Genomic DNA, 14890 nt, shown 5'->3' with positions numbered 1-14890 from the left:
TTGTTTTTATACGGATTAGCTTTTAGCAGATTATATTTTTTGTTTTATTTTCTATTACTTCTCTAAGAAAAGTGCTTGTTTGATCTTTTTTAAACGGTTCCAAATCCTAACATTGAAAGGGTGCTTCGGAGGTGTTTTTGGCTTTTCTTTAGGATCATAAAGCATGCCGGTACATAAGCACATCTTGTTGTCTTTGCTTTTTAGAATTTCATAATTCGTACAGGTTTGGCATCCTTTCCAGAAACTAGGATCGGAAGTGAGTTCAGAAAACGGAACGGGTTTGTATCCCAGTTCAGAATTTATTTTCATCACCGCCAGACCGGTAGTGATCCCAAATACTTTGGCATTTGGATATTTTTTCAGAGAATAGTCAAATACTTTTGATTTGATTTGTTTGGCTAAGCCTAAATTTCTATAATCGGGATGTACAATTAGTCCTGAGTGTGCAACATAATTATGGTCTTGCCAACTTTCGATATAACAAAAACCGGCAAATTTTCCGTTATCCAATGCTATAATGGCATCCTGGTTTTCCATTTTTTTCTGGATGTATTCAGGAGTTCTTTTAGCAATTCCGGTTCCTCTCAATAAGGCAGATGTTTCTATAGTATCACAAATAATTTGTGCATACTTAAAATGTTCTTCCTGAGCTATAATAATAGAGATATTCATTTCAAGAACTGAATTTTGAGTTAAAAAGTAAGTGATATAATGGGCTACTTGAAAAGCTAAAGTTACTCCAATTAAATGAGAAAAATAGCTTATAAGTTATTGTAAAACAGCTTAATGTGTTTGTAAATAAATAATATGAAATATTGCTTTTAGGATAAGTTAATCCAAAGGATAACAATTGAAATTTCAAAATAAGAAAAATGAAAAATGAATAAAATAGAACGAATCACAATTTGGGTACTATAGAGATAGTATCCGTACTTCGGGTGAAGTAGATGTCGTGTTTTTCCGTGAGATAGAAGTTATATGTAAACTTGTATTATTCATTGGTGCAAAAGTACACATATTTTTGAAACACAATAGACTTTTTTTTGTTTGTAACAAAAAATTAATGTTTTGTTGCAATTTTATTGTTGTAACAATTCAATTCTCTTAGAGATTTGTCACTCTTTATTTGCTATACTAACCTCGAATCAGAATAGCATAGCTTAAGTTTCTGAGAACCTAAAATAGTATACTCTGCCTATTTTACGGTAGGCTTCTTCGATATTACTTCCCGATGCAATATCTAGCTTTTCTTTATTTATAAGGGGTTAGTAGGGTAGAGGTGTACAAAAGGAGTACCGTTTTAGTTAAAATGAGAGTAGTTATTGTTATTAAAAATAACAATATTTATTTTATAAGTGTGATTTTAATAAACATAAACCTGTTTTACGCACCATTTAAGAAGGCTTCTGCTGGAATACCAAAATAGTTTTTAAGCTTTTGAGCTATCTTTAAGGTCATTTCACGTTTGCCAGATAGTATTGCTGATACGTGTCCTTTACTCCCAATAATTGGTTCTAAATCTTTGTTTTTCATTCCCATTTGTTGCATTTTTATTTTGATAACTTCCAAGGCATCGAGTTCGGGCATAGGATAATTTTTATCTTCAAAGTCTTTTATCAGAATAAGTAAAACACCTAGTTCGTCATCTTCGGGCGTGTCGGGTTCTGCGTGAAATATTTCCATTGCACGCTTTACGGCTATCTTATGTTCTGCTTCTGTTTTTATTACTTTCCAGTTCATTTTTCCAGTTTTAAATATTATGATTTTTCGTCAAATTCAATAGTTTAAACATCAATTTTATCATATTCTTTGTGTGTGCCAAACCAAATGGAATAACAGGTTTTTCGTCTAAAGTTGAATGAAACAACTAGTCTAAAATCATTTCCTGACAGAAAAACTATATTAAAGGTGTCAAAAAGAAATTACGCCTTTTTAAAATCATTAATGATTTCTTCAAAATCTTCTTTGATAAATTCCCAATATTTGCCTTTGAAACAAATAGGATTAAAATCTTCATCAGCTTGTTGAAAGGATGTGAAATTCTTGATTATTAAATCTCTATCATGTGTGTAGGGGTATCTTTGCTTGTGTAAATCTAACATTTGATTGATATTGTATGATTGTAATAAATCATGTAAATCCCAAAAGTCTTTTTTTCTTCCTCCTCGTTGTACAACATCTATTTTCATTGCAATAATTTCCTCAATTGTTGCCATTCTAACACCTTCAACTTCAATATAAGGTTGGATATAAGTATCAGTATAATATACATCTAACTTAACCGTATTTTGTTTATTTTCTCCAATAAAATAGGATTTTCCCATTGCTGGAATTGTATTCAAAAAATCTACATATTCAAAGTTTGCTTTTAAATAGTTTTCAATCGAATTAAAATCTAGTGTTCCATATTCTGAATCACTAAATAGATCAATATCAATCGATTCTCTGTGACCTATTTGTAAACTCAATGCTGTACCGCCAACAAGCCTAAAATCATTGAATACATCAGATTGCATTAATTTTATTAAACTGTTTTTCAATAAATCGTTTACAGTATTATAATATAGCATTATGTATTTTCTTTATTTTTATAAATAGTGTATGGTTTACGAACTGTTTGATCAAGTACTTTTTTTATTTGATCACTTTTATAGAAACGTTTAATTTCTTCTATTTCAATAGCATTACCACGCTCAAATACCCGTTTAATAACGGCTATACTTTGTTTTTGCCAATCAATTTTAGAAATGTCTGTATCCCAAAATAAAGATTTCCTTAAAAGAGTTAGATCTGGAGTATTTTGCTTTGTTTTGCTTTTTTCGTCGTTGATATCAAAATAAGTTTGTAAAAGTGCAAGAGATCCTTCTTCTAAACTTAATTTTTCTTCAATTTTCAAAGCCAGCGCTACATTGAGTTTCCTTTTGCCTTTAGTAATTGCATTTAATGTTTGCGGATGTTCACCAATAGAAAGGGCAAAAGGACGCTGTGAAATCGCTTTTTTCTTAAGTAAGCGTTCCAATATTATTCCAGGGTGGATACCTTTGTATTTTTCTATTAATGTATTCATAATACAAATATAAACAATTTTGTTTATACTTTTGTATTGACCTTTCTAATTTTGATACTTCATCTTAATTTTACCGCAATAACAGTAATTTAAGTTGTTTGTTCATTTTGCAAGGTCAAATACTATTTTTAATCATTTTATTACTGTTATAGCAGTAATAATGCGCTTTTTGAATTAAAATATCCTTCAGTATTAATAAATTGATTATTTTTACCGTTAAAACAGTATAGAATGAATGATTTTGATTTAGGTACTTTAATTAAAGAGCATCGAAAAAAAGCCGGATTAACTCAACTTGAATTAGCCAACTTAGCAGGAGTAGGGAAGACCACTGTTTTTGATATTGAAAAAAATAAAGAAACAGTACGCTGGAGCAATCTTTTAGCAGTACTCCGTGTGTTAAATATTAAAGTAGAATTCAAAAGTCCGTTAACTAAATAAAAATGAGAAAAGCAATTGTTTTGGTACACGGGAAAAGAGCTGGGATTTTAACAGAAACAACTTCTAATGATTATCATTTCGAGTATGATGAAAATTATGAAGGTGATGCCGTTTCATTGACTATGCCTGTAAGTCATAAAAAATATAGTTATACATCCTTTCCTCCATTTTTTGAAGGCGTATTACCTGAAGGTGTAATGCTAGAGGGATTACTACGTATTGTAAAAATTGACAAAAAAGATTATTTCTCTCAACTGATAGCAACTGGAAATGATTTAGTAGGAGCAGTAACAGTTAAATTAATGGAAGATGAATAGATGTCCCATTACTTATGAATTATGCGGAACAGATAAGTACAGTGAAAAAGGACTTCGGTTGATAGCTCCTAAATTGACTTTTTTAAAGGATTTACCTTATACAGCAGTCGAACTTCGTCAGGAAGCTGCTAACAGGGCTAAAAAGCTGTCTATACAGGGTGTGCAACCAAAGCTTAGTGCAGCTATCTCGATAGTGGATCAGGAATTTAAAATTGTAGATCAATTTGGAACCTACATTATAAAACCACAGAACGATTTATTTCCACAATTACCGGAAAATGAAGATCTAACCATGCGAATGGCTAAAGTCTTTGGTTTAGAAGTTCCTTTTCACGGGATGCTATATGCTAAAGATGGTAGTTTGTCCTATTTTATTAAGCGTTTTGACCGATATGGTAAAGGAAAAAAATTAGCAACAGAAGATTTTGCCCAATTAACAGCAAATACACGAGATACAAAATATCGTTTTACAATGGAGAAATTGATTCCTGTACTTGACGAATTTTGTTCTTTTCCAGCTATCGAAAAAGCAGATTTCTTTAAAAGAATTCTTTTTTGTTATGTGACTGGAAATGAAGATATGCATTTGAAAAACTTTTCCTTGATAACTAAAAATGGTAAAACAACCCTTACATCAGTATATGATTTTTTAAATTCTACGATAGCTGTAAAAAATCCTGAAGAAGAAATTGCACTGACCTTGAAAGGAAAAAAAAGTAATCTAAAAGCAGCTGATTTTGTTGACTATTATGCTAAAGAAAGATTAGAACTCAACGAGAAAACAATTGCTAACATACTGCAACAAATGCAAGAAGCAATTCCAAAATGGAAAGAATTACTTGAAATCTCTTTTCTGTCAGGGGATATGAAAGAGAAGTATTTGGAGTTGTTGGAAAGTAGAGTAGGGATGTTTCAATAATCTAGATTTAAAAAGGTCGTAATTTTCAGCTACGCTAACATACCGGGTACTCCGCTACAAAGCGTGTAATGATGGGAAACTTTCAGCGAAATATCAAAAACATACCAATACTGAATCTTCCTTCATCTCAATAAAAATTGATTTATGTACTTACAGTTTGTACTTTTGCCCTTATGAATGATAACTTTATTAATGAATATTTTGGGATAGGGATACAAAATGGTAAAACGCCTGAAAATTTAGGTGTTTTGTGGCGAACGGCTCAAAACTTAGGTGCTACTTTTATATTTACCATAGGTAATCGATATGCCAAACAAGCCTGCGATACGCATAATGCAGTAAAAGCCATTCCATATTTTCATTATGAAACTTTTGAAGCTTTTTTTGAAAACTTACCCAAAGGAGCGCGATTGGTTGGAGTTGAATTAAATGAAAAAGCTTTAGATTTAGAGACCTTTGAACATCCAAGACGCTGTGTTTATTTATTGGGAGCAGAAGATCATGGCTTGTCCACAAAAGCAATGGATAAATGCCACCATTTAGTAAAATTTAAATCAGAAAAAAGCTTAAACGTAGCTGTCGCGGGCAGCATTATTATGTACGACAGAAACTTGCCTAAACCACGTTCTTAAAACATAATGGTGTATTGAAGTTGCCTTCAAAATATTCTCCGCAAAAAATGCGGTGATTAAGTAGATTATTCACCGCAGGTTTTGAATTGGTTGTTTTTATATCTAAAAGCTGTTTAAGAAATCCGGATTTGAAGAGGTTGTTGGATTAATTTGGAAATTAAAAGATGTGTTTTAAAGTGTCTTTTCAAATTCTTCCTGCAACTTAAAGGTTTCTAAGACTGTCTCAAGGGAAGTAATAAAATTAGTGTTATATGGATTATTTTCTTTCATCAGCTCAAGAATAACTTCCATTCGCTTTTTCACAATATTGTATTGAGCAAAGTACTTTATTGTATTTTTTTCATAGTTTTCTTTTAAATATTTAAATGTCAAAACAATGTCATCCAGACAGTTTTGTACATTTTTATTCTTTTTGTAATTAAATACGCATCTACGAGCTATACTTCCCAAATCGCCTTCCATTATCAGAAAACCAACTTCATAATCACCAAGAAACCAGTAGTCTACTTTATTTATTTTTTGCAAACGTAGAAGAAAGTTGCAATATTTTTGAAGAAGTCCTCTAGAGTAGAGCTTGTCATGTTCAATTTCAAAATCAAGAATATAAGGCATAAGTCCTTCGGCTTCACTACTTCTGTCATAGACATTTTTTTTAAACGCCTCGTATGCGCTGTCATATATCAAGTCTGCGCACTTTAGACGCAGAAAAAGTTCTGTATATTTAAGATTTTCGCTTGAAGAAAAAACGGACATCAGTCCATTCAACTCTTTATTGCATTTATTTAATATATCTTTATTGCGATTCTTTATAGCTTTATCCATATTATATGAAAAAATATATAAGAATTCAATCGTAATTTCCTTCAGATGTTCCGATACCTCATAGGATCCGTCAGTGTATTCTGGGACCTGAAAATCAGGTTCGAAATCTGACCTGATCGAATTTAAAAATACTATTTCTGACTCATTTGCCGTATTTTCTTTTAGCTGTGCTGACATTATATTTTTTAAGGTTTCAATACCATGGAAAATTAATTCCTCTTTATTATATTCCCTAAGACGGTTAAAATACCTTTGGAAAAAGTCATTTCTAAAATCCTTTAAATAATAAGCATATCTTTTTTCAGGAATTAGCTGCTTGTATATTTCTTCTATGGAGTGCCACACACAGTTAAGAATAGCTGAATTATTTGGCTGCAGAAGAGTGAAATCAATTATATTCAAATAGAAGCTTATCAGACGTTCAGTTATATATTTTCTTTCTTGCGTATCTTTATTTTCAATAATTAATTGGCCTAATTTTTTTGAACATTTAATAATGATAAGCTGCGCCTTAATTCTGTCAGATACTGATATTAATGCAATGGCAATATTCTGTACCTTTACTAAGTGATCATTCTCAAATGCTTCAGCCTCAATGTCTATATTGTTTTTTTTAGCAAGATTAATAAAAATTGTGTTGTTATTTATTTTTTCAATTTCCTGATCAGCTAATTTTCCAGGTTTCAGCGACGAAAAGTGATTAAATGCTACTGGGAAAAGAAAAAATATAGCGGCCAAAAATAAAAAAGCATTATAGTAAATGATTGAAACATCTCTGTCAAGTAGAGTTTCAAATGGGATTAATAAGCTCGAAATAAAAGAAGTGATTACAGTACAAACACAGAATGCTATAAATATAGAATTTGTCTGATTGACCAAAAAAGATTTATGAAAGTCGATTCCAGATTTTTGCTTGAAAAATTCATAAGCAACCAAAGTGACTGTAACATATATCCCAATTAATGAAGTAAGTGAACTAATTATAAGAGTTAAGAGTTCGTAAGTTTTAGAGTAATTTCCTAAATCTAAATAGTCAGGTATAAAGGAAAGGGGAATAAAATATAAAATGATCCAAATAGAAAAAACAAGAGTTAAGGTTAACAAAGTTAATCCATAATTTTTCCAACTTCTTTTAATACGAAATGACATATTCATAATAGTTTTTTAGCAAAAATAAGTTTATTTTTTTGCTTAGTGCAGTAGTAGTTGCATTTGCCATTTTCGGAGCAGCAAGTACTGACTCCATTGCTAAGGATGGTGCGCTTGCTCCTGATGTGAAGGGCTGGTATCATTTGAGCCCTACAGAACCTTGTATCGCTTCTACCATGTGTAATGAGCAAGGTACAGAGGTATGTACGGTTAATGATGAGCCAGGACAACAATTGTTTCGTAAGACTGCTAACACGGCTTGTGAGATTACGTTGTATAGACCGATTGATTAGTTGTTTTTAACTTCTAAAAATAATGCAGTTCTCTAACGGGAACTGCATTATCATTTTCATTTTTCACCTTTTTTACTGCTCAGCCATAAAGTTAGGAGCCATCCACGGTTTATATTCACCGTCTTTTAGATGGTAATCAAACCATTGATTTATTCTTGTGCTTAGGTCGACTTGGTTTTTGGGATTTTGCACTACATGTCTTTCGTTCGGATAAACGAGCATGACATTGTCTTTCTGCAATCGGCGGAGGGCCATGTGGAATTTGTAACTGTGGTCAACATCCACATGACGATCTTCTGCACCCGTCCATAAAAGTAACGGTATAGATACGCCTTGTGCCAATAGGATGGGGGAATTACGGTGGTAACGCGCTGGATCTTCAAAGAGTGTTTTCCCCATACGCATTTGCCCGTATTCATACCTTCTGTAATCGGCAGTTCTAAAATCCCAAGCCACATGTAGAAAATCAGCAGCCAAGTCGCTATAGGACGCTCCGGAAACCGCTGTTTTAAAAGGATTTTTTTGAGTAACGATAAAATTAGTTTCATAACCACCGTAAGAATGTCCAATCAATCCAATCCGGTCTTTATCGATGATCCCTTTTTCTGTAATACTTTGTACAGCGGCATTGATGCATTTTGTGGCCACTTCCCCAGTATTGCCTATTTCGTAAAGCATATTGGGTAAACATACAAAATACCCTTGTGCGGTGAAATGGCTCACATTGAACCCTCTAAAACCATGTAATGACGGCTTTTGATACAAGTGAAGGTCTGAGGTTTGTTTTTGATACACATGCACAATCATCGGATATTTTTTCTTTGGATCGTAATTCGCAGGATAAAGCAAAACACCTCCTACCGATTTTCCTAGGACTTCGAAGGAAAACAATTCTGATTTCCCATAATAGTATTCGTTGTGTTGCGGATTGCTTTGATGTACTATATTTTCCTTTTTAGTAATGGGATCGAATAGCACAACTTGCGGCGGTTCATCAAAATCTTGTTCCTTGTACATTATTTTTTTTCGGTCTTTTGTCAGCGAAATATCGTTGATCAATTTATCTTTAATGACCAATGGTTTTGCAGGCTGATTTTTATGGTAAATGAGAATTCCATTTTTCTGAGTTGGTTCCTCTATTGTTTTAAAATATAAAGGTTGCTTGAGATCCACCTGTGCGGCTTGCAATCCATCATAAATGTAGGTGTCGTCTGTTAATTGTGATTGAGTTACTAGACTAAATCGGGTTTGTGTTTCACGACCTTTAGTGATTCTTTCGGTCGAAGTCCCATCCGTTCTTACCTTCCAAATGTCATAGCTATCGTAAATGAGAACCTCTTTGTCATGCATTGTAAAGGCTACCAATCTTGAGTTGAGTGCATTAATAGCGTTAGTATCATTTATTTCGGTCTCCACAAAGTTGATTCCTTTAGTCAGTAAGCGATGCTTCTCTGATGCAAAATCATACGACCACCAAGCGTCATTTTTATAATACAATAGATATTTGCCATCCGGAGAGGATACGAGGTCGGAAGGCTCGCCCGAAGCTGCTTCAAGTAGTAACTTTTTTTCTGCTGTTTCCAAATTTGTAATGTAATAATCACGATCCCCTTGGTATTTGAATTGGGGTTCATACGCCAGTGGATTGCTGGTGATGGCGTACTTCATTTTTGCATCCAATTGAATAAAAGGGAGATTTTGGTCTGTAATGGGTATTGCTTTTCCAATGGCAGGCCACCAAACTGAAATAATGGGTCGTTTCCTCCAGTCATTCATATCTATTTTTCCCGGATAAATGCTCTTGTCAGACGTATTCCAGACTTGAACCGACGCTGGCTCTGGCATCGCTCGCTCCGTTTTTTCTTCCATTCCAAAAAATACCCGTTCACCGTCTTCTGAAATTATTAATTCTGTAGGGTAGGATGCCCCTATAGCATGCTTAGGAACGAGCGTTGGATGTTCAGAAAGATAAAGTGTAGCCAACTTTTGCGTTTGTGTATCGTAGGCATATACTGCTCCTCTAGCATTCTTTTCTATCGTTGCAGTACTCGGACTCAAGAAGGCCAAGGTGGTTCCCGTGGCATTCCATTCTAATTGTCCCAGTGTAGTTGCATTTTTAAAAAGGATGGTCCTTTTTAATTTTTTATCCAGGGCAATGAGAATCACTGTAAAATGGTCTGCTTCTTGCGTGACGCAGGCGACTTTGCTTTGTGTCGGATCCATTCTCCAAGACAAGAGGTTGGGTATTTCTTGCTCTGGCTTCCCATTAACATCGGTAATCAAAAGGGCAGCCTTTTCATTTAGCAGCCGTTTGAGTACGAGATGCTGATTGTTTCTTGATACTGCATATTCGGATACCTGTTCTAATAAGACACTACTTTCTTTTGTCAAATCGAAAATACTAAGGGTATTTCCGGGCTGTTGGTAAATTAATTTGGACTCTAACACAAAGTTTGGTTTGAATCCTTTTGCAAAAGCATGCGCTTTCAAGGACGTGGTGTTTTTTACAAAAAGCGTATCAGCTTTGGAATTATAATGATGGGTATAAGTTATCCAATTTCCCAGCTGCGAAATGCCCTTTGTAAAGAGTTGGTGCCAACGACCATAATCGTTGGGCGATAACTCTCTTTTTTGCTTCATTTGAGCATGGAGGGAGTGGAGGCAGGATAGGATTACTATTAAGTACAGTAGGTAGTATTGATATCTTTTCATTTTAATAGCCAGTGTTTTGTGGTTTTAAATTGGGATTGAGTAGCAGTTCTGTTTCGGGTAGTGGCAGGAGTTGGTCATTTGTATCCCATCCTGGTTTTGTAGCGGTCAGTGTTTCATCGAGCAGCATATTTCTTTTTAAATCAAAAAAGCGATGCCCTTCTGTAAATAGTTCGCTTTTTCGTTCTTTTACAATGGCGCTGATAATTTGTTCCTTGGTTACAGCTAATGTGTTCGATAGCCCCGCTTTATTTCGTATTTTGTTGAGGTCTTCTAGCGCAGTGATCAGCTCTCCCTGTTGGGCTCTTGCTTCAGCCCGAATCAAGTACAATTCTGCAATTCGAAACACAATAGAATATTCTAAGGAGCCCTGGGAATTGTTATAGGCTTTGTATTTATAGGCATGGTACCATACGTTTGTTCCATTCGTCACTTCCTTTATCCACTGTGTTCTTCTGAGATCTCCTGCTTCAAAAGAATTGACGAAGTCCAAACTTAAGGCTGAAACTGGTGGTGGTCCTTGTAAAAACACATGGGTTTCAGCTTCTAAGGTATTACGTCCATCGGTGTCAGGCAATAATTGCCAAATGTTACCCAAGTTATTTTTCAGGAAAACGGTTTCTAGGTTGCCATCATCTACATACAGCAGGCTATTGTTAAGTACTGCTGAAGCGCTATTAGCCGCTTCGGCCCACCTACCACTGTACAAATACAGTCGTGCCAATAGTGCTTGCACCGTGGCTTTATTGGGACGTATGCGTTCCGAACTAATGTATTCTACATCCAATAATGCTTCGGATTCTAGTAAATCCACTTCTACATTTTCATACACCTTTGTAGTTCCCATTTTACTAATTTTGGTGTTAGCTGTATAATCGGTGGTTTTTACATAGGGTATGGCACCATAAAGGTTGGTCAAATGAAAATGCAATAGGGCTCGGATGAAAAGCCCTTCACCTCTAAGCCGCTCCTTTTGAAATGCTGTGAGGGATTTGGAGTTTTCAACACCTTCCAATAGGGCATTGGTAGTATACAGTTGCTGATAAGTCGTGTTCCACCAGTTTTTAACATCCATATTAGTGGGCAACAGAATATTATTGTAAAAGGATGCATCTGTTTGACCTCCTGCACCATAAAAAGTCAGTTCATCGGTGTATTCGCCTAATTTTGACTGCATGCCATTTGGATTTCCGGTCAGCAAGCCGTTATCTCTTATTTGTGCATATATTGCACCTAAGGCAGCCGTGGCTGTGCTGTTGTTTTCAAAAACCAGTGGAGACGAAAGTTGGGTAGATGGAACATCGACTTGTACGAAATCATCACAGGAAAGCATTAATAGCGGAATGCAAATAGAAAAGAACCGTATAGCAGTTGTCACAAAGTAGTGAGACTTGCTTTTTTGGATAATATTTTTCATGATCAATAGTATTAGAAATTAAATTGTATCGCTGTCGTTATAATTTTTAAAGGAGGTAATGAATTGGTAATTAAAAATTCAGGGTCAGCTCCTTTGTAAGGGGTAAAGGTCAATAGGTTCTGTCCTTCCAATACTATTCTACATCCTGCACCTTTGAGCCATTCCTTTGGTAAACTGTAGCTTAAGGCTATATTTTTTAGTCTTATGAAAGAGGCATCGGTTATTGCACCATCACTGGCATAGAAGTTGGAAAAAGCTTTAACAGCGTCTGTCTTTTTTCCACTGGTAAAAAGTTGGTAAGTCGCAATATCACCCGGGTTTTGCCAATGATCCGCTAATGCTGTTGATTGGTTGGTCAGGGTTCCAGGATTCCCTAACAGGGCGTTATTGATGCTTTGTTTTTGTACAAAATGAAACAATAAATCCAACTGCCAATTTTTATATTTTATCTGATTTTGCAAGCCTCCATAGAATTTTGGGTTAAGGTCTACAATTGCTGTTTTGTCAGCGTCGGCCGTAATTTTTCCGTCCCCGTTGACATCCTTAAATTGATACAAACCCGTTTGAGGGTTTACTCCTTCGAAGTGGTACATTTTACGGATGTTAAGTGGCGATCCAATAACAAATTGATTGCGATAAGTGGAACCTTCTAAATCCGGGAAGGATACTAATTCATTCCGAAGCACGCTAATATTAAAGTTCGTACTCCACGTAAAATTTTTGGTCTCTAGGTTTAGGGTTCGTAGCGTGGTTTCTATACCAGTATTCTGTACGGTAGCATCCAAGTTGGCTTGTATGGAAGTAAAACCTGTAGTGGAGGGTAAAGGGATGCCTACCAATTGATTCGAAGATCGGTTTCGGAAAGCAGCTAATGTCAAAAATATTCGATCCTTTAGTACGCCCGTTTCCAGTGCGACTTCTAATTTGCGGTTGGTTTCCCAAGCAAAATTGGGATTGAACAATCGGGTAGGTAGTAAGCCAATCACTCCTTGGTAATTGCCACCCGTAGCGCTATAGGTGTCTAAGAACTGGTAATTACCAATTTGGTCACTCCCCGTAATACCATAACTGGCTCTTAGTTTTCCAAAGCTCAATACGCTATTCTTGAAGAAATTTTCTTCGCTAAAGAGCCATGCCGCGCCAAGGGCTCCAAAAGTAGCAAACTGTTTTCCTGGACCAAACCGACTGGAACCATCACGTCTGCCGGTCAAATTGAGGATGTATTTCTTGTTCCAATTCAAGTTGACACGACCAAAGAAGGCTTGGTATTTGTAAACGGAGTTATCATCAATGTCTACCGTTACATCCGAGGCTGCTGCAAGGTTGTTGATGAGACTGTTACTGGTAAAACCACTCGCGCGTTGCACCAGTTGACGAGCTGTTTGTTTCTGAAACGTACTTCCCAGTACTACATCGAGTGCAAGATCTTTATTTAGATTTTGTTTATAATGGAGTTGAGGTTCGATAATCCAAGATTGACGTGTCGTATTACCAATAGAAATTAAGGAATATTCAGGGCCTATTTCCCAAGCAGGGTTGTAAATGGTGGAGGGTTGCGAACTGCTTTCTTGGTGTTTTAAATCAGTGAAGCCAAAGTTAGATTTGATTTCCAAACTCGGCAGTAATTGGTAGGAAAGACCTAGGTTGGTCACTAAATCATAGGTCTTAGCCAGGAACTCCCCTTTTAAATTGCGTAATGGATTGTTGAATGTGCCATTTTCCCAATTGAGCTTGCCTTCTTCATCATACAATGCTGGTGCATTGGGAGCCAGTGTTCGTGATTCTCCAGTATAATTCTTTGCTGGTTGGTCGTTATCTTGAAGCGTATATCCGGCAGCAAAGTTGGTTTTGAAACGTTTGTCCTGTGAAGTATGGTTCAGGTTGGCTCTAATGTTTCCTTTTTGATAGTTGAAATCACCGGGAAATACGGTGGTTTCTTTACCGTAATTGCCACTGATGAGAAACTGTGTTAAGCCAGAACCTCCTGAAATAGCTGTTTGCACATTGGTTATTTGTGCTGTTCCTCCGGTCAATTTCTTTTGCCAATCAGTATATCGATTGGGATCCCAAGTACCGTTCACATCATAGGCATTGGCAGGATAATTTGTAACTCCATCGTTAGCGAAAGCCTCTTTGCGCATTTCAAGATATTGTTCGGTCTTCATCAAGTCGGCAAATCGGGTCACTTGAGCCGTTCCGCGTTGTAAGTTGGCAGAGAAAGTTGTTTTGCCTGCTTTTCCCTTTTTGGTAGTCAGTAGCACCACGCCATTCGCACCCCTTGAGCCGTATATGGCGGTAGCATCGGCATCCTTTAGAATTTCAATGCTCTCAATGTCGCCGGGATTGAAATTATTCAGCGGACTTGTGGGTAATGGCATAACGGTCGCGGTATAGCCTACGCCAATAGGATCAGAAGCATAGGGCACGCCATCAATAATGTAGAGCGGTTCATTACCGTCGGTTCTCAAGCTGTTTTGGCCCCGTATTTTAATGTCGAAACCGCTACCTGCAATACCAGAACTTTGCGTAATATTCACTCCTGCCATTCTGCCCTGCATCGTAGCCAAAACATTGGTTACTGGCTGGGTTTCTATATCCTTAGATGTGATGCGGGCGATGCTTCCGGTGCGTTCTTTTTCTTTGACGGAATAGTAGCCGGCATTGATGCGGACTTCCTGCAAGGAGGTGATGTCTTCCTGTAGCTGGATGTGGATGTTTTTGCGGTAGTTTATAGGGATTATGGCTGTTTTATAGCCTATGTAGCTCACGACTAAGGTATCATTGGCTTTGGCTAGGAGGGTGTATTTGCCATCAAAGTCGGATAGGACGGCATAATTGACACGGTTTTTTATGGCTATCGTCACACCTGGTAAGGGCACTCTGCCATCGGTTATGGTACCGCTTATTTGGTTTTGCTGTCGTTCAGACAGTAGTGGCCTCAGTAGCTTATTGGCTCGGGCTGGACTGCTGCTTAGTATGAACCCAATAAGGATTAGGTAACATAAAGCCGAAGCCGCTTTGTAAAATGAATAATTTTTCATAATTTTATATTTAATGTTTTTTATCGGTCTTATGTAATTCGCAAATAGCTTTTGATGCTTGCATCGTATTAGCATTATGCTCA

At 36.2% G+C, this 14890-nt stretch carries 14 protein-coding genes; 5 read left to right on the top strand and 9 right to left on the bottom strand.

The genetic code is table 11. From position 1 onward, the window contains the following. Positions 1-54: 54 nt before the first annotated feature. From LNP19_RS13575 to LNP19_RS13555, 5 genes are all read right to left on the bottom strand, one after another. Positions 55-672, bottom strand: coding sequence for a GNAT family N-acetyltransferase (locus tag LNP19_RS13575; protein ID WP_230062434.1), 618 nt, complete (start codon positions 670-672; stop codon positions 55-57). A gap of 711 nt (positions 673-1383) precedes the next feature. Beyond that, positions 1384-1740 (bottom strand): helix-turn-helix domain-containing protein, encoded by a 357-nt coding sequence (locus LNP19_RS13570; protein WP_230062433.1) that lies wholly within the window; start codon positions 1738-1740, stop codon positions 1384-1386. Positions 1741-1784: 44 nt separating this feature from the next. Then, on the bottom strand, positions 1785-1892 hold the full coding sequence (locus LNP19_RS13565) for a type II toxin-antitoxin system HigB family toxin (protein WP_230064243.1): 108 nt from the start codon (positions 1890-1892) through the stop codon (positions 1785-1787). A gap of 30 nt (positions 1893-1922) precedes the next feature. Beyond that, positions 1923-2570 carry a nucleotidyl transferase AbiEii/AbiGii toxin family protein gene (locus tag LNP19_RS13560; protein ID WP_230062432.1) on the bottom strand — a complete coding sequence of 216 codons (648 nt, stop codon included), beginning with the start codon at positions 2568-2570 and terminating at the stop codon, positions 1923-1925. Continuing rightward, positions 2570-3067 carry a helix-turn-helix transcriptional regulator gene (locus tag LNP19_RS13555; protein ID WP_230062431.1) on the bottom strand — a complete coding sequence of 166 codons (498 nt, stop codon included), beginning with the start codon at positions 3065-3067 and terminating at the stop codon, positions 2570-2572. Before LNP19_RS13555 ends, LNP19_RS13560 begins: the two co-directional genes overlap by 1 nt. Before the next feature lie 231 nt (positions 3068-3298). On the opposite strand from LNP19_RS13555, the gene LNP19_RS13550 reads away from it, so the two are divergent. From LNP19_RS13550 to LNP19_RS13535, 4 genes are all read left to right on the top strand, one after another. Further along, on the top strand, positions 3299-3508 hold the full coding sequence (locus LNP19_RS13550) for a helix-turn-helix domain-containing protein (protein WP_230062430.1): 210 nt from the start codon (positions 3299-3301) through the stop codon (positions 3506-3508). Positions 3509-3510: 2 nt separating this feature from the next. After that, the gene (locus LNP19_RS13545) at positions 3511-3825 is read left to right on the top strand and encodes a HipA N-terminal domain-containing protein (RefSeq protein WP_230062429.1); all 315 of its coding nucleotides are present in this window, start codon (positions 3511-3513) and stop codon (positions 3823-3825) included. Next, complete coding sequence (locus LNP19_RS13540; RefSeq protein ID WP_230062428.1) at positions 3818-4744, top strand: HipA domain-containing protein; 927 nt, start codon at positions 3818-3820, stop codon at positions 4742-4744. The genes LNP19_RS13545 and LNP19_RS13540 overlap by 8 nt, the downstream gene beginning before the upstream one ends. Before the next feature lie 173 nt (positions 4745-4917). Next, positions 4918-5376, top strand: coding sequence for an RNA methyltransferase (locus LNP19_RS13535; RefSeq protein ID WP_230062427.1), 459 nt, complete (start codon positions 4918-4920; stop codon positions 5374-5376). A gap of 171 nt (positions 5377-5547) precedes the next feature. On the opposite strand, the gene LNP19_RS13530 is transcribed toward LNP19_RS13535, so the two are convergent. Further along, a complete protein-coding gene (locus LNP19_RS13530; RefSeq protein ID WP_230062426.1) occupies positions 5548-7347 on the bottom strand; it encodes a hypothetical protein in 1800 nt (599 codons plus the stop codon). A gap of 38 nt (positions 7348-7385) precedes the next feature. Here LNP19_RS13530 and LNP19_RS13525 point away from each other — a divergent pair, with 38 nt between their 5' ends. After that, positions 7386-7640 (top strand): hypothetical protein, encoded by a 255-nt coding sequence (locus tag LNP19_RS13525; protein WP_230062425.1) that lies wholly within the window; start codon positions 7386-7388, stop codon positions 7638-7640. A 72-nt stretch (positions 7641-7712) separates the two neighbouring features. On the opposite strand, the gene LNP19_RS13520 is transcribed toward LNP19_RS13525, so the two are convergent. The 3 genes from LNP19_RS13520 to LNP19_RS13510 are packed head-to-tail and all read right to left on the bottom strand — an operon-like array spanning position 7713 to position 14807. Further along, positions 7713-10352, bottom strand: a complete 2640-nt coding sequence (locus LNP19_RS13520; RefSeq protein WP_230062424.1) for a S9 family peptidase — start codon at positions 10350-10352, stop codon at positions 7713-7715. Position 10353: 1 nt separating this feature from the next. After that, positions 10354-11766 (bottom strand): RagB/SusD family nutrient uptake outer membrane protein, encoded by a 1413-nt coding sequence (locus LNP19_RS13515; RefSeq protein WP_230062423.1) that lies wholly within the window; start codon positions 11764-11766, stop codon positions 10354-10356. An 11-nt stretch (positions 11767-11777) separates the two neighbouring features. Then, positions 11778-14807, bottom strand: a complete 3030-nt coding sequence (locus LNP19_RS13510) for a SusC/RagA family TonB-linked outer membrane protein (protein ID WP_230062422.1) — start codon at positions 14805-14807, stop codon at positions 11778-11780. Positions 14808-14890: the final 83 nt, after the last annotated feature.

Source organism: Flavobacterium acetivorans (assembly GCF_020911885.1).
Classification (GTDB): domain Bacteria; phylum Bacteroidota; class Bacteroidia; order Flavobacteriales; family Flavobacteriaceae; genus Flavobacterium; species Flavobacterium acetivorans.
The sequence above is the reverse complement of the archived record's forward strand: the minus strand, read 5'-3'. Positions and strand labels throughout refer to the sequence as shown.